Origin of the sequence: Thauera aminoaromatica (assembly GCF_000021765.1) — a bacterium.
Classification (GTDB): domain Bacteria; phylum Pseudomonadota; class Gammaproteobacteria; order Burkholderiales; family Rhodocyclaceae; genus Thauera; species Thauera aminoaromatica.
Genome location: NC_011662.2, coordinates 4,148,461 through 4,164,909 on the forward strand (window position 1 = coordinate 4,148,461; position 16,449 = coordinate 4,164,909).

Genomic DNA, 16,449 nt, shown 5'->3' on the forward strand with positions numbered 1-16,449 from the left:
GAGCCCGCAATCGTGAAACCCATGCTGATCCTGGCTGCAGCGCTCTCGGCGGCCCCCGCCCTGGCCCAGACCCTGCCCTCGGCGGCGAATCCCGGCGCGTTGCAGCAGCGCCGGATCGACGAGGAGGAGCGCCGCCGCCAGCTCGAACAGCTCGAGCGCCGCGAGATCACCGATCCGGTCCGGCGCGAAGCCGCACCCCCGCCGGCTGCCCCCCCGGCAGGCGAGGCGGTGCGCTTCACGGTGCGGGAGATCCGCTTCACCGAGTCGGCCATCCTGCCCGCCGAGGCGCTCGCCGAGCTCGCCGGGCCCTACACCGGGCGCGAGGTGAGCCTCGCCGAGCTGCGCGAGCTCGCCGCGCGCATCGACGCGGCCTACCGCGAACGGCGCGTGGTCACCGCGCGCGCGGTGATCCCGCCGCAGGACGTCTCCGACGGTGTCGTCGACATCCGCCTGGTGGAAGGCCGCGTGGGCGAGATCGCGGTAGAGGGCAACGCCAGCACCGACGCGGAATTCATCACCCGGCGCATCGGCCTCGTCCCCGGCGAGCTGGTCGACCTGCCGGTGCTGGAGCAGGACCTGCGCCGCTTCAACCGCACCCAGGACGCGCAGCTGCGCGCGGACCTGGCGGCGGGGCAGCGCTTCGGCACCTCGGACCTCAGGATCCTGGTCGAGGAGCCGCCGCGCCACAGCCTGCGCCTGAGCCTCGACAACGGCGGCAGCGAGGGCTCGGGCGAGTGGCGCACCGGCCTGCAATACACCAACCGCAGCCTGCTCGGCTTCCGCGACGAGCTGAGCCTGGGCGTGGTCGGCGCGAAGGGGCAGGAGAGCTACTCGGCAGGCTACAGCTTCCCGGTGAACCGCGGCGGCGGCCGCCTCAGCCTGGCGGCGTACAAGGACCACGTCGAGATCGTCGAGGGCCCGCTGCGCGACCTCGACATCAGCGGCCGCTCCACCGGCACCATCGTCGCGCTGCGCCAACCGGTGCATCTGGGCGAACGCTCGCGCACCGACCTGGTGCTGGGCAGCAAACGGCGCGAGACGCGCAACTGGATCAGCAGCGTACCGCTGCAGGAGACGCAGACGGTGGACGGCCACCTCGGCGTGGAGCACCAGGCGGCCGACGACCACGGCTACTGGCTCGCCACCTACACCCTCACCGGCGGTCGCGCCAAGGGCTTCGAGCGCAGCAACTACACGCTCGGGCGCGCCTTCGTGCGCCGCGTCCACGCCCTGGCCCCGGGCTGGTCGGCGCAGGCCGGCCTCAACTACCAGCACAGCGGCCACAGCCCGCTGCCGAGCGGCGAGCAGCTGCAGATCGGCGGCGAGTACAGCGTGCGCGGCTACCCGGTGGGCGTATGGTCGGGCGACCGCGGCTTCATCGCCAACCTGGAGTTGCATCACCCGCTCGGCGAGCTCGCCGCGAGCGAAGGCCTGCCCGGCGTGCGCGCCACCGGCTTCTTCTTCGCCGACCACGGCCGCGTCACCCCCGACCGCGCACCCAACTCGCTCGAACCGAACCACCGCCAGCTCGGCAGCGCGGGCTGGGGCGTGCGCGCCGCGATCGGCGAGCGCGTGGACGCCCGCCTCACCTTCGCCCGCGCCTTCAACCGCCTGCCCGACGAGGACCGGCGCTACGAGGTGCATTTCATGCTGGTGGCGGAGTTCATGTAGTCCACCCGCATCCGTGCCTTCCGTCGCTCCTGCAAGGCCCCGCCACGCTTCCCGAGACTCCGATGGGAGCGCCGCAAGTCGCGATCGCGGCGTACGGACAGGTCGGTGCATGTACCATGCGCCGCATCGCGACTTGCGTCGCTCCCACAAAAACCATTGGGGCCGCATCGCGACTTGCGTCGCTCCCACAAAAACCATCGGGGCCGCGTCGCGACTTGCGTCGCTCCTACGAAAACCATCGGGTAGGGCGTGGCATGATCGGGGGGTCAGATCTCATCCACGCCGCCCCCGATGCAACTTCACCTGATCCGCCACCCCCGCCCGGCCGTCGAGCCGGGAATCTGCTACGGCCAGACCGACCTCGGCCTGGCCGAATCGCCCGCCGCGGTGGCCGAGCGCCTGCGCCCGCTGCTGCCCGAATCCTTCGCACTGCATGCCAGCCCGCTCGCGCGCGCGCGCCTGCTTGCCGAGTCGCTGGGTAGGCCGCGCCTCGACGAAAGGCTCAAGGAGATCCACTTCGGCGACTGGGAGGGGCGCAGCTTCACCGACATCGGCAGCGCCATCGACGATTGGGCGGCCGACCCGCTGGGTTTTCGGCCGCCGGGCGGAGAGTCCCCGCGCGAGATGGCGACGCGCGTGCTGCAGTGGCTGGCGGAACATGGGCTCACCCCTCGAACGCCCGATGCGGCGGGAATCAGGGCCAGCCCCCCATTGCCAGACGCGCTGGTCGTCGTGGCCCACGGCGGGCCGCTGCGGGCGATTGCCGGGCACTTGCTGGGCATGCCGCCCGAACGCTGGATCGGGTTGGACTTCGGCTGCGGGCAGGTGACGCGGATCGACGTGGAAGACTGGGGAACGGTGCTGAGGTGGTTCAATCGCTGAGGCCGCACCCGAGGCGTACAAATCTGCAGTTCGACTTTGGATCTGCAAACCGCTTGGGCTACACGTGAACGCAATGGCCGATCACATCCGCTTCCCACAATGGACTGCGGTCAAAGCCTGAAACCGATCACCGGCATCTGCTCCGACATGACCATCCTCTGGCTCGTCACCGACAACAAGCCCGGCCACCGCAGCCAGCTGCAGGGCCTGGCGCAGGCGCTGGCCGCACGAACCCCGATCGACACGCGCTGGATCGACGCCCCATCCGGGCGTGCGGCGCTCTGGCAGTGGGTCGGCGGACGCTTCCCGCCCGGCGCCGGCCTGCCCGATCCGGACCTCATCCTCGTCGCCGGCCATCGCACCCACCTCGCGGGCCTGGCGGCGCGGCGCGCGCGTGGCGGCAAGCTGGTCGCGCTGATGCGCCCGAGCCTGCCGCTGGCCTGGTTCGACCTGTGCGTGATCCCGCAGCACGACGCCCCGCCCGCGCGCGCCAACGTCATCGCCACCCGCGGCGTGCTCAACACCGCGCGCCCGAGCGCCGAGCGCGCGGCCGACCGCGGCCTCTTCCTGATCGGCGGGCCGTCGAAGCACCACGGCTGGGACAGCGCCGGCCTGCTCGCCCAGCTCGACGCCATCCTCACCGCCACGCCGGGCATGCGCTGGACGCTGACCACCTCGCGACGCACGCCCGCCGAGACCGAGTCCGCCCTGCTCGCCCTGCGCGAACGCGGCGTGGACGTGCGCCCGGTGCGCGACACCCCGCCCGGCTGGGCGATGGAGCAGGTCGCGCGCAGCGCGCAGGCCTGGGTATCGGAAGACAGCGTGTCGATGGTGTACGAGAGCCTCACCGCCGGCGCCGCCACCGGCCTGCTCGCCGTGCCACGCCTGGGCGAGACGCGCATCGCCGCAGGCGTGGCCGCGCTGCAGCGCGAAGGCTTCGTCACCCCATTCGTCGATTGGCAGCGCACCGGCCGCCTGAGCACGCCCCCCGAGCGCCTGGCCGAAGCCGAGCGCGTGGCCGAGGCGGTGCTGGCACGGTTCGGAGCGTGAGCACAAGTTCGAGCCCCCCGCACCGCGACGGTTTTCTGTAGGAGGCGTCCATATAAGCGCCGCAAGGCGCGAAAGCGGCGGTTGAGCTTCGTCCGCCCACGTCGCGCACCCGACGGCCGTATTCGCGGCTGGCGCCGCTCCTACACGAAACATCGCGTATACAAGGCGGGCCCGCCGCCGGCCTACAATACCGCTATCCCCCGAACCGGATCGGAGCACCGCCATGGGCCTCGCGCTGCGCAAGGAAAAGCACTACACCTACGCCGACTACCTGCAGTGGCCGGACGAGACACGCTACGAGCTGATCGACGGCGAAGCCTTCCTGATGTCACCTGCACCGCTGGTCGAGCATCAGGAGGTCGCCGGCGAGGTCTACTATCAGCTTCGCAACCAGCTCGACGGCCAGCCCTGCCGCCCCTACATCGCCCCGGTCGACGTCCGCCTGCCGCGCAAGGACGAAGCCGACGCTGCCATCGACACCGTGGTGCAGCCCGATATCCTCGTGGTATGCGACCCGCGCAAGATCGACCGCCGCGGCGTGCGCGGCGCGCCCGACTGGGTGCTCGAGGTGCTCTCCCCCAGCACCGCCGCCCACGACCAGATCGCCAAGCGCCGCACCTACGAGCGCGCCGGCGTGCGCGAATACTGGCTGGTGCACCCGGGGGACCGCACCCTCACTGTCTATCTGCTCGACAACGGCCAGTACGGCCGGCCGGAGATCTACGAGCTGAAGGACGCGACCCCGATCGGCGTGCTGCCGGGCGTGTCGATCGCCTGGGACGCGCTGGTCGCACGCCTGCCCAAGCCGGAGTATTGATCTGGCCGACCCGGCTTCGCTCCCGCCACAGGAACCGCCTGGCTTGATCGCATCTCATATGCGATACATAATTCGCACTCCGCAAGCGAGGAAGCCATGGCACAGAGTTCAATGCTCCACATCCGCGTCGACGACGAAACGAAGACCCAGGCCACCGAGGCGCTGGCCGCCATGGGCCTGTCGATGTCCGACGCCGTGCGCATCTTCCTCAAGCGCGTCGTCAACGACCAGGCCTTCCCGCTCGAACTCAAGGTCCCCAACGCCGAAACGCGCGCCGCCATGGAAGAGGCGCGCGCCATGATGAAGGCACACCAGGCACGTTTCGAATCGACCGACGCCCTCTTCGATGAGCTCGAAAAAGCCCGCTAAAACCAAGCGAGCATCGCTGCCGCGCGCCGCGGATTTCAGCAAGGCCTTCCACAAGGACTGGGAACGATTCAGCCGCTCCGGCCGTTTCGACCTCAAGCGGCTCAAGGAAGTCATGCTGCTGCTCATCGCCAACGACGCCCCGCTCGGCCCGGAGTGGTTCGACCACCCGCTCAAGGGCGAGTGGGCCGATCACCGCGAATGCCACGTCGGCGGCGACTTCCTGCTCATCTACAGCGCCGATGACCGACAGATTACCTTCGTCCGGGCGGGCACCCATGCGGATCTCTTCGAGGGATGAGGCACGAATGAAAGCCCTCAAGGTCCTGCAACTTCTCCCCGCGCTGGACAGCGGCGGCGTCGAGCGTGGCACGCTCGAGATCGCGCGCGCGCTGGTCGCGGCCGGGCACGAATCGGTGGTGCTGTCCAGGGGCGGGCGCCTGGTCGGGCAGTTGCAGGACGAAGGCTCGCGCCACCTCGCGCGCGACCTCGGGCGCAAGTCGCCGACCACCTTCCTGCACTACCGCGCGCTGCGCAGGCTCTTCGAGGCCGAGCGCTTCGACATCGTGCACGCGCGCTCGCGCCTGCCGGCCTGGGTCGCCTGGCTCGCCTGGCGCGGCATGCCGGCCGACGCCCGCCCACGCTTCGTCACCACGGTGCACGGCATGCACTCGGTCAGCCGCTACAGCGCCATCATGTGCGCGGGCGAGCGCGTGATCGCGGTCAGCGACACGGTGCGCGACTACATTCGTACCCATTACCCGCCGTCGCGCTGGCCGCACCTGGCCGATGAGCACATCACGGTGATCCCGCGCGGTATCGACCCGGCGGAGTTTCCGCGCGACTACCAGCCTTCAGACGAATGGCTGGCGCGCTTCCATGCCGAGTTTCCGCAGCTTGGCCAGCGCAAGGTGCTGACGCTGCCGGGGCGGCTCACGCGGCTGAAGGGACATCACGACTTCATCACCCTCATCGGCAAGCTGGTCGCGGACGGACTGGACGTGGTCGGGCTGATCGTCGGCGGCGAGGACCCGAAGCGGCCCGGCTACGCGAAGGAGATCCGCGAACGGGTGCAGGCGGAGGGGCTAGGGGAACGCATCCTCTTCACCGGTCACCGCAGCGACGTGCGCGAGATCTACGCGATCTCGGACTGCGTGCTGAGCCTGTCCTCCACGCCCGAATCCTTCGGGCGCACCGTGCTGGAGCCGCTGGCGATGGGGCGGCCGGTGGTGGGGTATGCGCATGGGGGGGTGGCGGAGATCCTGGGCGAGGTGTTCCCGCATGGGGCGGTGGCGAAGGGGGACGTGGCGGCCGCGACAAAGCGGGCCGGGGACGTGGTCGCCGGACGGACGCCGGTGGTGGAGTTCAACACGCGCTTCCTGCTCGAGCGCATGCAGGCGCAGACGCTGGCGGTGTATGGAGCGCTCGCATGACCCTGTGGCTCGTTCTCTGCGCGGCGCTCGCCGCCGGCTGGCTCTCCAACCGTTACGCCTGGTGGCGTTCGCCGGCCGATTGGCGTCACCCGCGCGTGCTGATGTACCACATGGTCAGCCCACACCGTCCGGGCGCGAAGTTCAACGGCCTGCGCGTCACACCCGAGCGCTTCGACGCCCAGCTCGCCTGGCTGCAGCGCGAGGGCTGGCAGTTCTACACCGTGAGCGAGCTGTGGGAACACTGGGACACGCTGCCCGAGAAGAGTGTCGCGATCACCTTCGACGACGGCTACGCCGACAACCTGCATAACGCCCTGCCCTTGCTGGACAAGTACGACGCCAAGGCAACGATCTACATCGTCGTCGACCGCCACGACCGCGACTGGTCCACCGCCAAGAAGGCGCACCACAACACCGGCGAGCTCGCGCGCGAACCCAAGCTGAGCGACGACGAGCTGCAGCGCCTGGTCGCGAGCGGCCGCATCGAGATCGGCTCGCACACGCTCACCCACATCAACATGGGCACCACTTCGGCGGCAGACAAGCGCCACGAGCTGGCCGAGTCCCGCCGCCTGCTGCAGGCGCAGACCGGCCAGGCGGTGGCGAGCTTCGCCTATCCGTTCGGGATCTACGGCGAGGAAGACGTCGCGCTGGCGCGCGCGGCCGGCTACACGACCGCGGTGACGACCATCGACGGCATCGACGCACGCACCCCGCGCCCCGATCCGCTGCAGCTCAAGCGCATCAAGATCAGTGGCAAGGACAAGCTGCTCGCGTTCGCGCTGCGCATGCGCGGCGGGAAACGGGGGTGGAAGAAGTGAGGCCGCTCGCCATCTGGCTGCTCAGCGACGGCGCCCCCGGGCACCTCAGCCAGAGCCGCGGCATCGTCGATGCGCTCGCCACCCGGCGGATGGTGGAAACGCGCACCATCGAGCTGAAGATCCGCAGCCCTTTCTGGAAGCGCCTGGGCCGCCTGCTGCTGCCGCGCATCCGCGACACCGACACGTGGCTGCGGCGGATCTACGGCCTCACCCCACCCGCCGGCCAGCCCGCGCTGATCGTCTCGTCCGGCGCCAACACCCTGCTCGCCAACGCCCTGCTCGCGCGCCGGTACGGCGTGCCCAACGTGTATAGCGGCACCCTCAAGGGCTACGACCCGGCCGCCTTCGCCCGCGTGTTCACCGTGGTGCCGCTCGGTGTCGCGTGCAATCACGTGCTGCCCCTGCCGCCGGTGCCGGGCGAGCTCGCCCGTCCGCTGCCTCCCCCGACCGGCGAGCCACGGATCGCGGTGCTCGTCGGCGGCGATGGCGCCGGCTATGTCTTCAAGGAAGCCGACTGGCGCGCCTTCGGCGCCGGCCTCGCCGCGCTCGCCCGCCGCGACGGCGCCCGCCTGCTGCTCACCACGTCCCGCCGTACCGGCGCTGTCGCCGAAGCCTGGCTTCGGGACAGCATCCCCGCCGAACTGATCGCCGACGCGGTGTGGTGGTCGCAGGCGCCGCGCAAGGTCATGCGCGATTTCCTCGGCGCGGCAAGCGCGATCGTCGTCACCGAGGACAGCCTCAGCATGGTGGCCGAGAGCCTCTACTCCGGCCGGCCGGTGGTCTCGGTCTCGCCCGCGGTCGCCCAGCCCAACGCCAACGACGGCGCCGCGCTGCAGGCTTATGCAGAGCGCGGCCTGCTGGTGCGCCAGCCGCTCGCGGGCCTCGCCGACATCGCATTCCCCGACTGCAGCACGCCCGTGCCCGACGTGCAGGCCGAGATCGCCGACGTCGTCCTCGCGCTGCTGGAGCCGACAACACCATGAAGAAGGTGCTGATCTGGGGCCGCTACGGCAACTACGGGCCCGACTACCCGCGCAACCGCGTCATCGAGTCGGTGCTGCGCAGCCTCGGCTGCGAGGTGAGCCGCTTCCTGCCCGCGCTGTCGGCCACCGCCGACCTCGAGTACGCCCTGCGGAACCTCCTGGAGCGCAGCCACCGCCCCGACCTCGTCTGGGTGCCGTGCTTCCGCCAGCGCGACCTCGCCGCCGCCGCACGCTACGCCCGCCGCCAGCGCGTGCCGCTGGTCTTCGACCCGCTGATCAGCGCCTACGACAAGCAGGTCAACGAAAAGCACAAGTTCGCCGCGGACAGCGCAAAGGCGCGCAAGCTGCTGGAGTGGGAATCGCGCCTCTTTCAGCTGCCCGACTGGCTGATCGCCGACACCGAGGGCCACGCCGACTACTTCCACGCCACCCACGGCGTGGAGCGCGCGCGCATCCGCGTGATCCCGGTCGGCGCCGAGGAGTCGCTGTTCACCCCGCAGCCCTGGCCGCACAAGCCCGCCGATGCGCCGCTGGAACTCGCCTTCTTCGGCACCTTCATCGGCCTGCAGGGGGTGGATGTGCTGGCGCAGGCCATCCTGCACTACGACGGCCCGCCCACCCACTGGCGCCTGATCGGCGAAGGGCCGATGAAGGCGGAGTGCGAACGTCTCCTCGCGCCGCTTGCCGGCGCCACCGGCCCCAGCCGCGTCAGCGTCGAAGGCTGGGGCCCGCTGCCCGAGCTCCCCGGCCGGCTCGCCAGCGCCGACGCCATCCTCGGCATCTTCGGCACCAGCGACAAGGCGCTGCGGGTGATTCCGAACAAGGTGTATCAGGGGCTGGCGATCGGGCGGGCGGTGCTCACCGCGGCAACGCCGGCCTTCACGCCCGAACTGCGGGCGGACGAAAATAACGGGCTGCTCTGGGCAATACCGGGAAACCCGGATAGCATTCGCACCGCGGTGGAGCGCCTGCACCAACGTCGCAGCGAAACGTGGGCGATCGGTGCCGCGGCGCGCAGCACCTACGAACAGCACTTCTCCAACCGGGTCATCCGCGACGTGCTGAGCATCCTGCTCACCGCGGACACCCGGCCCACCGCACGATGAAACCGCTCATTTCCGTCGTCATCGCCAACTACAACTACGGCCGCTACCTGGCAGAGACACTCGAATCCGTCCTCGCCCAGACCTATGCGCCGGTCGAGATCGTCTTCATCGACGACGGCTCCACCGACGACAGCCTGGAGATCGCGCGGAGCTACCCGATCACGGTGCTCGCACAGCAGAACCAGGGCGTGTCGGCCGCACGCAACAACGCCGCCCAATATGCGCACGGCGAATACGTGCTTTTCCTCGACTCCGACGACCTGCTCTACCCCGACTCGCTCGAAGTCCTGCAGCGGCGGCTCGAAGCAGAAGGACCACGGGCAGGTTTCGCCTACGGCCAGTTGCAGTATTTCGGGGAGAAGAACACCGTCTTCGCCTCGCGGCCCTTCGATCCGAAAACGCTGAGCCTGGAGAACTACATCCAGACCAGCGCGCTGATCCGCCTGGACGCGTTTCGCACCGTCGGCGGCTTCGACCGCGGCTTCGAACTGCGCGAGGACTGGGAACTCTTCGTCCGCCTGTGGCACGCCGGCTGGACAGGCGCCCATCTCGCCCGTCCGGTGATCAAGTACCGCAAGCATCGCCCCAAGGCGCAAGTACGCGCGCAAGGCAAGTTCCGCAAGCGTCTTTCCGACGCCAAGCTCATCACACTCTATCCACGTTTCTTCTGGCGCAAGCTCGCGACGCATCCGCTGCGCTATCTCCTTTACCGAATGCGCTGGAAAGTCCCTGGTCTGGTCGGCCATTACGGCCCAACCGGCGCAGCCACGCTGATCCAGTCTGCAGATCGACCGCTCTCCTGAATGTCCTCGTCCCCCTTCGCAGACCACGACGCCGGCAGCCCGCTCGAGCGCACTCTCCACACGGTGAACTCGGCACTGGTGTTCTGGTTCTTCGCGTTCCTGATCACGGGACCGAAGAACTCCCACGCGACGACCGCCCTGCTGGCCTTGAGCCTGGTGACCCTTCCGGCGACGGTTCGCGTCGCCCCCAGGGTCTGGGCCCACGCAGCGCCCTGGCTGATCGGCCTGGGAGCATACTGTTCGTATCAGATCGCCTACCGATTGATCGACGGTGGGCTCGAGGCTCGCATCGACCCTCCTGCACGCTACCTCGGTGCAATCCCGATCCTTTTCTACCTCGCGCGCTACGGTTTCAACATCAAGGCACTGTGGGCGGGGATGGCCGTCGGCAGCCTCATCGGTGGCGTGGCGGGCGCGCAGGAAGTGTGGATCGAGGGGGCGCAACGCGCAGGAGCGGGAATCCACCCGATTGCATACGGCAGCATCCTGGCGCTGCTGTCGATGATCCTGCTGTACGGCGCCACGATTTTCCGCGAAACCACTTGGCGGATCTTTCTCTCGGCTGCATTCGCCGTCGGGCTGACGGGGGTGCTGCTATCCGGCACACGTGGGCTCTACGCGGCGTTGGCGGTCTGCATGGCGTTCATCGGCTATCGCGCATTGAGGCAGGCGGGCGTTTCCAGCCGGGCCGTCTGGCTTACAGCCGCGTTCAGCTTGATCCTCACCATCGCAGTTGCGTCCCAGATCCCGGCCGTCAACGAACGGTTGCAGGAAACGCAGCGCGAATACGCAGAAATTTACGAGGGCAACCTGGATACCTCGATCGGTCATCGTCTACAAATGTGGCATGCCGGGCTGTTCATCATTTCGGAACGACCGCTCTTCGGTCTCGGCCCCGACGTAACCAAGAGGCAAACGGCTACACAGGCATTCATGGAGGAACATCAATACGGCCCCTGGGTCCTCCGCATCTACGACCACCTGCATAATCTCTACATCAATGAGGCTGCGACCTTTGGCCTCATCGGTCTAACCGCTCTAGCTGGACTGCTTTTCGGCGCGCTCAAGGGAACCTTCGGTCCCACGCGCACGATGATCAACCTCACCATCATGATCATCCTCCTCGAAGGACTGACCGAGACAATCCTCAACCATCACCGTCTGATGATGACCTTCATGATCCTCGTGACCGTGCTGCGAGCTCGGCTCGCCACCGAAACCATCGGCGCCCGGAATCTCACTCTCTCCGGGCAGGCCAGCCCTTCGGCATTCGATGGTGCAGAAGGCCGAATACCGGGCGATAGTAGACCGCATCCATGATCTGCCGCTGCCACTTCTCCACCCGAGCCTTCAGGCTCTTGGACCGTCCCGACGCGGTCTCCACCCGTCGCCGGTCGTACTCCAGTTGCGAAGGCGCCGTGTCCAGATACCCGATACAGAACGGATCCAGCCCACACAGTTCGATAGAACCGAAACGTCGGTAAGCCACCCAATCGTCGGCCGAAAGCCACGCTGGCGAATTGATCCTCCGCATCGCATCCGCCGCGGCGCGGTTAACGAGATAACCATAGCCTTCCCACGCCCGTCGGACCTTGACCCGCCGATAGCCCGCGGCAAACGGCACCGCGCCCCGGGCAAGGAAAGCCCGGATCGGCGTCATCAATAGCAGCCGCGGATGCGGCGACTGCAACCAGAGACAGTTCTCTGCGCTGACAAGCAGATTTGCCACGTCCGGCAGCAGGACCGCATCGTCTTCCAGAATTAGACCGAACTGGTGCCCGCTACAGAGAAGTTGCTCGTACGCGCGCACATGGCTCATCGCACACCCTAGCTCGCCGGGCGTCAGCACTCGCCCGTAGCGCCCGACGGAACGTGGATCATCCGCCACTGACGCGCGCTCAGCCACGGAAAGCGTGCTGCCCCGCACGGCCTCAATGACGGTCGCGTCGAGGCCCAGTGCGGCCAAGTGGCCTGACACCCGCTGCCGACGCTCGACCGCCTCGGGCAGGTTGATGATGAAGATGCCGATACTCAAACGTGGCCTCCTGTCAAGGGCCTCCGCTTACGGCGCTTCAGCCCAACCCTCAAGAGCCGAAGAGTAGACGATCGCCATAGCGCCCGCACCACGCGCGGTCACGAGGTAGTGTTCTGAAGAGATCAATGGCCTGCTGAACATCACCGGCCGCGAACCGATGGACGCCAAGCCGCGGCACCCACGGTGTCTTTCAAGTCCGCGCGGGCATTCGGTAACGTGTGGGCGCTAACCGAGCTGCGTAAGTCACTTGGGTTCTCGGATCTGCTGCGCCGGGTGTTTCGCCTTACGCGCCGCACCATCAACATGGAGACGCCGATCCAGCTGATGGTGCTCAACCGCCTGTGCGATCCGGACTCCAAGTTCGGCGTGCTGCGCTGATGGATCATCAGAACGAGGTCGATGCGGTGGTCGCCGGACTGCAGCCCCGGCGGATCCACCAGGATTTGTCGGTGGTGTTCTACGACCTCACCACGATTGTTGTTGAGTCAATTTCCACTAGAAACGGCATAGAATCCTTTTGCCCCGTACGCAAACGCTCGCCTAAGTGTGATAATTCGGGTTTTCCCGTAGCATCACATCATCATGCAGAACACGCAGCGGCCTTCACAAGCCTACAAAGACGACGACAAGATCGACCTGAGCCAGATGGTCGGCACACTATGGCAACAGAAGGGCCTGATCGCCGGCATCGGCGTTCTCGGCGCCGTGCTGGGCGTAGGCGGTAGCCTGCTGTCTACCAAGTACATCACCGAGGGGCTGCTCCTCACGCCGAGCGCCTCGGCCCCGGCAAGCGATCCCACGAAAAAGTTGCAGTTGCTCAGCGCGTCGGACTACAAGCGCTATGAGAGCGCACTATCCAGCGGCTCGCGCCTCGAAGACTTTCTACGGATTACATCGCAGACCGAGACCCCGGATGGCCAACGGCTGCAAGCAATCGCCAAGCTGCCCAGCGGTCTGCGCGAGGTCATCAAGCCCGAATTCGCCTTTACGGACAAAGACCAGAAGGCCTTCGGAATCAAGGCCGACGGTGATGCGCAAAACGCCCTAGTCGGCCTGCGCATCCGGTACGCGGGCAAGGGCCCGAGCAACGGCACTCCCCTCACCCTGCTGGCCGAATACGTCCGCGACTCGGTCATCAAGGTCGACCTCGCCGAGAGCACTCTCACGAACTGCAACACCCACGCCACCCGGGCGCAGGAGCTGCGCAACCAGCAGTTGCAGAGCGATTTCGTCATCCGCCAGGAAACGCAGCGGATCGCAGACCTTCGCGAGATCATCGCCCGCCACCCCGACGCCGGCGCGGCGGAGAGCCGCCAGATCGTCTCGCTGGAAAAGGGCACCGAGCGTTTCCTCTCGCCCGCCGCGCAGCTCGTCGCCGCGGAGATCCAGATCGCCGACCTCAAGCTCGCTAAAGCCCAGCGCGAGCGCGAACGCGTGGCAAGCGAGCTCAAGCGAAAGTACTACTGCGACGCCGAGGCTGCGCTCAAGCAAGCGGTCTCAGGGCGCAAGCTGCTTGCCGAACTGCAGAACCTCCAGTCCGCCGCCTTCCAAGGCCGCGACCGTGCGGCCGACATCGTCGAGCAAACCTGGAACGAGCTTGATCTCGAACGCGAACGCTGGAAAAACACCTACATTACCGGCATGCGCTTCGTGACGCCGCCCGAGGGGACGGAAATGCGGGAGCGCAAACCTGAGGTCGCTCCGGGTGTTGCACTGGGCGGGCTGCTGGGCGTCATTGCGGGGATGATGTTTGTATTGGGTCGAGCGCCGTGGAGCGATGGCCACAGGCGCCAAGCGGGCGACCACTAAGCACCTTGAGCCGGGAACACTAGGAACTTGCGCTCCCACGGACGAATACCGCCATGAAAAGCGCGTGAATTAGGCCTCGCAGAAGCAATTTGAACGGGAGCAACGAGCAATGAAAGTATTGACGGTGTTCGGTACTCGCCCGGAAGCCATAAAAATGGCTCCACTCGCCATCAGCTTGGCAGAAGATCCGCGTTTTGATGCCAAAGTTTGCGTTACTGCCCAACACCGCGAGATGCTGGACCAAGTCCTGCAACTCTTTCGAATTCAACCCGACTTCGACCTGAACATCATGAGACCCGGACAAGATCTCACCGATGTTACTACAGCGGTTCTGCAGGGTTTGAAGGGAGTTCTCTCCAGCTTCAAGCCCGACATCGTTCTGGTGCATGGCGACACTACCACGACCTTTTCCACCACCTTGGCCGCCTATTATCACCAAATCCCAGTGGCCCACGTCGAAGCGGGGCTACGCACCGGCAACCTATATTCCCCATGGCCGGAAGAGGCCAACCGCAAGCTGACCGCCGCGCTTGCAGAAGTGCACTTTGCTCCAACAGATACTTCGCGCCAGAATTTGCTACGCGAAGGTATACCACCCGACCACATCATCGTCACCGGGAATACCGTTATCGACGCCCTTCTGGATGTCTCCAGGCGTCTCGATACCGATCCGGGCTTGCGCGCGGAAGCAGCGAGCCCAACGAGTTCCCTAACGGCGTCCGGGCGGGTCATCCTCGTTACCGGTCATCGTCGTGAAAGCTTCGGCGGCGGCTTTGAGCGAATCTGCCAAGCGCTTGTCAAGATCGCCAGAGATCATCCCGATGTGAGCATCATCTATCCCGTTCACCTGAACCCGAACGTCCGCGGCCCGGTGAACCGCCTCCTGACTGGCATCGAGAATATTCACCTCATCGAGCCGCTGGATTATCTGCCTTTCGTGCACCTGATGAAAAAGGCCTACCTGATCCTCACCGACTCCGGAGGAATTCAAGAAGAAGCCCCATCTCTCGGCAAGCCGGTGCTTGTCATGCGAGACACGACCGAACGACCCGAAGCAATCACTGCCGGTACCGTCAGACTTGTCGGCACCGACACCAACACCATCGTGGAAGAGATTAGAAGCCTGCTCGACGATAAGGCGGCATACCGCAGCATGAGCCGCGCCCACAATCCCTACGGTGACGGAAAGGCCTGCCAGCGAATTCTGGAAACCTTGCTCGCTCGCTCCACTTTTGCGCCCCTCAACGGATCAGAGCCCCGCTGACTGTTTACGCAGGCGCACCAGTCTATTGAATGTAGCTACCCGAGCCCTCTGACTGTGGCGGACACTTTAAAAAAAGTCGCGCAAAGGGTGATTCAGAACCTACGCTCACTATCGAAATTATTCGAGAAATTTGTGCAACCAAGCCGTACGCCCTCCCTCTCTGTAGTCGTGAGGAACATCCTCTGGGCGCTCGTCGAGCGCGGCCTCCAAATCGTGATGACGCTCATCATCACGGGATTGATTGCACGCGAGTTTGGCCCAGAACTCTACGGGAAGTGGCAATATGCACTCTCGCTTCTTTTCATAGCTACAACACTGACTTACCTCTGCGGCTCGGAAGTAGTCGTACCAAGACTGGTCGCAAATCCAGAAAAAGCAGGAAAAATCCTTGGAACGGCTTTCGCAATCCGAATTCTGATCAGTTCAATAGCCTATCTCATAGGATATACCTTTACCTCTCTATTCCTGAGCGATCCAGAGGTCTCCGCCCTTGCTCAGATCATTCTTCTCCTGCTTTTCCTCGTGGAACCACCTGCCGTAATTGTCGCGTGGCTTCAGTCCAAAACCAATATCGCACCTGCTGTAAAGATTCGGCTCGCCGCCCTCTCTGGCAAGTTCATTGCAATCACAGCAATAGCTTACTTCTCCCTGAGTTACAAACTGGTTGCGGTCGCCTGGGTTGGCGAAGGGCTGCTCGTCGCCATCCTATTGTTCCTCGTTTACTTCCAACCTGGATCGCCAAAGTGGCAATTTTCACGCGCCGATGCATTCACGTTTCTCAAAGATGGCGCCATTTTCTGGCTCGGACTTCTGTTTATGACAATCTTCCTTCGTCAGGACCGATTATTTCTCGCCGAGCACACAACCTATACCGAACTCGGCGTTTACTCCGCCGCAATACAAATCACTGAAAACTGGCTGGTTCTCGGGACGATTCTTTCACAGTCTTTTGCGCCAAAATATCTCTACGGCGAGCAATCACCCTGCCGCGTCAATCAAAACATCAAAAAACTCCTACTCCTGTACCTCGCCATAGCTCTCTCTGGCTCAGCGCTGCTCTCCTTATCTTCCAATTTTCTGATAACTGCAATTTTCGGCAACTCTTACGCCGACGCCGTTCCATTGCTTCAGTACGCCGCTTTTCTGTCCGTCGCCACATTTGTGGACTCGGTCTACAACGCCTTGATGCTGAAAGAGCAGGCCGCCACATGGGTCGTGATCAAATGGGCCACCGCTCTGACAACGGCCTCAGCCATCAATTTCTTCTTTATCGAGCATCTCGGTACCAAAGCGCCTCTGATCGCCTTGTTTCTAGGGTACGGCGCGGCATGCGTCGTGGGAATCATCTATTGGATCCGCTGGAAAAAGAGAGTTCTCCCAACTTATCAGGAAGACCCTAGCTAACCCGC

At 65.5% G+C, this 16,449-nt stretch carries 16 protein-coding genes and 1 pseudogene; 16 read left to right on the top strand and 1 reads right to left on the bottom strand.

Annotated features, from left to right (window positions below; translation table 11 throughout):
• Positions 1 to 21 precede the first annotated feature (21 nt).
• From TMZ1T_RS18255 to TMZ1T_RS18310, 12 genes are all read left to right on the top strand, one after another.
• Positions 22 to 1,671 carry a ShlB/FhaC/HecB family hemolysin secretion/activation protein gene (locus tag TMZ1T_RS18255; RefSeq protein WP_187283065.1) on the top strand — a complete coding sequence of 550 codons (1,650 nt, stop codon included), beginning with the start codon at positions 22 to 24 and terminating at the stop codon, positions 1,669 to 1,671.
• 291 nt (positions 1,672 to 1,962) lie between these two features.
• Positions 1,963 to 2,553 (top strand): alpha-ribazole phosphatase family protein, encoded by a 591-nt coding sequence (cobC, locus tag TMZ1T_RS18260; RefSeq protein WP_012586117.1) that lies wholly within the window; start codon positions 1,963 to 1,965, stop codon positions 2,551 to 2,553.
• Between the two features lie 147 nt (positions 2,554 to 2,700).
• Positions 2,701 to 3,603 carry a mitochondrial fission ELM1 family protein gene (locus TMZ1T_RS18265; protein ID WP_041589911.1) on the top strand — a complete coding sequence of 301 codons (903 nt, stop codon included), beginning with the start codon at positions 2,701 to 2,703 and terminating at the stop codon, positions 3,601 to 3,603.
• Positions 3,604 to 3,826: 223 nt separating this feature from the next.
• Positions 3,827 to 4,420, top strand: coding sequence for a Uma2 family endonuclease (locus tag TMZ1T_RS18270; protein WP_012586119.1), 594 nt, complete (start codon positions 3,827 to 3,829; stop codon positions 4,418 to 4,420).
• A gap of 96 nt (positions 4,421 to 4,516) precedes the next feature.
• Entirely contained in the window at positions 4,517 to 4,789 is a 273-nt protein-coding gene (locus TMZ1T_RS18275; protein ID WP_012586120.1) for a type II toxin-antitoxin system RelB/DinJ family antitoxin, read from the top strand.
• The gene (locus tag TMZ1T_RS18280; RefSeq protein WP_012586121.1) at positions 4,767 to 5,087 is read left to right on the top strand and encodes a type II toxin-antitoxin system YafQ family toxin; all 321 of its coding nucleotides are present in this window, start codon (positions 4,767 to 4,769) and stop codon (positions 5,085 to 5,087) included. The genes TMZ1T_RS18275 and TMZ1T_RS18280 overlap by 23 nt, the downstream gene beginning before the upstream one ends.
• Positions 5,088 to 5,094: 7 nt before the next feature.
• Positions 5,095 to 6,219, top strand: a complete 1,125-nt coding sequence (locus tag TMZ1T_RS18285) for a glycosyltransferase family 4 protein (protein ID WP_012586122.1) — start codon at positions 5,095 to 5,097, stop codon at positions 6,217 to 6,219.
• The gene (locus tag TMZ1T_RS18290) at positions 6,216 to 7,040 is read left to right on the top strand and encodes a polysaccharide deacetylase family protein (protein ID WP_012586123.1); all 825 of its coding nucleotides are present in this window, start codon (positions 6,216 to 6,218) and stop codon (positions 7,038 to 7,040) included. Before TMZ1T_RS18285 ends, TMZ1T_RS18290 begins: the two co-directional genes overlap by 4 nt.
• Entirely contained in the window at positions 7,028 to 8,023 is a 996-nt protein-coding gene (locus TMZ1T_RS18295; RefSeq protein ID WP_012586124.1) for an ELM1/GtrOC1 family putative glycosyltransferase, read from the top strand. Before TMZ1T_RS18290 ends, TMZ1T_RS18295 begins: the two co-directional genes overlap by 13 nt.
• Entirely contained in the window at positions 8,020 to 9,129 is a 1,110-nt protein-coding gene (locus tag TMZ1T_RS18300; protein ID WP_012586125.1) for a glycosyltransferase, read from the top strand. The genes TMZ1T_RS18295 and TMZ1T_RS18300 overlap by 4 nt, the downstream gene beginning before the upstream one ends.
• Positions 9,126 to 9,932 (top strand): glycosyltransferase family 2 protein, encoded by an 807-nt coding sequence (locus TMZ1T_RS18305; RefSeq protein WP_012586126.1) that lies wholly within the window; start codon positions 9,126 to 9,128, stop codon positions 9,930 to 9,932. Before TMZ1T_RS18300 ends, TMZ1T_RS18305 begins: the two co-directional genes overlap by 4 nt.
• On the top strand, positions 9,933 to 11,252 hold the full coding sequence (locus tag TMZ1T_RS18310; protein ID WP_012586127.1) for an O-antigen ligase family protein: 1,320 nt from the start codon (positions 9,933 to 9,935) through the stop codon (positions 11,250 to 11,252).
• Here the strand turns inward: TMZ1T_RS18310 and TMZ1T_RS20690 are convergent.
• Positions 11,170 to 11,967 carry a glycosyltransferase family 25 protein gene (locus TMZ1T_RS20690; protein ID WP_012586128.1) on the bottom strand — a complete coding sequence of 266 codons (798 nt, stop codon included), beginning with the start codon at positions 11,965 to 11,967 and terminating at the stop codon, positions 11,170 to 11,172. The two genes, TMZ1T_RS18310 and TMZ1T_RS20690, sit on opposite strands and share 83 nt — an antisense overlap.
• Positions 11,968 to 12,088: 121 nt before the next feature.
• On the opposite strand from TMZ1T_RS20690, the pseudogene TMZ1T_RS21200 reads away from it, so the two are divergent.
• The 4 genes and pseudogenes from TMZ1T_RS21200 to TMZ1T_RS18325 form a co-directional block, all read left to right on the top strand.
• Positions 12,089 to 12,473, top strand: a pseudogene (locus TMZ1T_RS21200) (IS1634 family transposase); the annotation flags it as partial.
• A 76-nt stretch (positions 12,474 to 12,549) separates the two neighbouring features.
• Positions 12,550 to 13,776, top strand: a complete 1,227-nt coding sequence (locus TMZ1T_RS18315) for a Wzz/FepE/Etk N-terminal domain-containing protein (RefSeq protein WP_012586129.1) — start codon at positions 12,550 to 12,552, stop codon at positions 13,774 to 13,776.
• Between the two features lie 109 nt (positions 13,777 to 13,885).
• Positions 13,886 to 15,040, top strand: a complete 1,155-nt coding sequence (gene wecB / locus TMZ1T_RS18320) for a non-hydrolyzing UDP-N-acetylglucosamine 2-epimerase (protein ID WP_012586130.1) — start codon at positions 13,886 to 13,888, stop codon at positions 15,038 to 15,040.
• A gap of 168 nt (positions 15,041 to 15,208) precedes the next feature.
• Entirely contained in the window at positions 15,209 to 16,444 is a 1,236-nt protein-coding gene (locus tag TMZ1T_RS18325) for an oligosaccharide flippase family protein (protein WP_041589701.1), read from the top strand.
• Positions 16,445 to 16,449: the final 5 nt, after the last annotated feature.

Excerpts from the sequence above, each read along its gene's own strand:
- TMZ1T_RS18255 (WP_187283065.1), top strand. The coding sequence starts at position 22 with ATGCTGATCCTGGCTGCAGCGCTCTCGGCGGCCCCCGCCCTGGCCCAG.
- cobC (WP_012586117.1), top strand. The coding sequence starts at position 1,963 with ATGCAACTTCACCTGATCCGCCACCCCCGCCCGGCCGTCGAGCCGGGA.
- TMZ1T_RS18265 (WP_041589911.1), top strand. The coding sequence starts at position 2,701 with ATGACCATCCTCTGGCTCGTCACCGACAACAAGCCCGGCCACCGCAGC.
- TMZ1T_RS18270 (WP_012586119.1), top strand. The coding sequence starts at position 3,827 with ATGGGCCTCGCGCTGCGCAAGGAAAAGCACTACACCTACGCCGACTAC.
- TMZ1T_RS18275 (WP_012586120.1), top strand. The coding sequence starts at position 4,517 with ATGGCACAGAGTTCAATGCTCCACATCCGCGTCGACGACGAAACGAAG.
- TMZ1T_RS18280 (WP_012586121.1), top strand. The coding sequence starts at position 4,767 with ATGAGCTCGAAAAAGCCCGCTAAAACCAAGCGAGCATCGCTGCCGCGC.
- TMZ1T_RS18285 (WP_012586122.1), top strand. The coding sequence starts at position 5,095 with ATGAAAGCCCTCAAGGTCCTGCAACTTCTCCCCGCGCTGGACAGCGGC.
- TMZ1T_RS18290 (WP_012586123.1), top strand. The coding sequence starts at position 6,216 with ATGACCCTGTGGCTCGTTCTCTGCGCGGCGCTCGCCGCCGGCTGGCTC.
- TMZ1T_RS18300 (WP_012586125.1), top strand. The coding sequence starts at position 8,020 with ATGAAGAAGGTGCTGATCTGGGGCCGCTACGGCAACTACGGGCCCGAC.
- TMZ1T_RS18305 (WP_012586126.1), top strand. The coding sequence starts at position 9,126 with ATGAAACCGCTCATTTCCGTCGTCATCGCCAACTACAACTACGGCCGC.
- TMZ1T_RS18310 (WP_012586127.1), top strand. The coding sequence starts at position 9,933 with ATGTCCTCGTCCCCCTTCGCAGACCACGACGCCGGCAGCCCGCTCGAG.
- TMZ1T_RS18315 (WP_012586129.1), top strand. The coding sequence starts at position 12,550 with ATGCAGAACACGCAGCGGCCTTCACAAGCCTACAAAGACGACGACAAG.
- wecB (WP_012586130.1), top strand. The coding sequence starts at position 13,886 with ATGAAAGTATTGACGGTGTTCGGTACTCGCCCGGAAGCCATAAAAATG.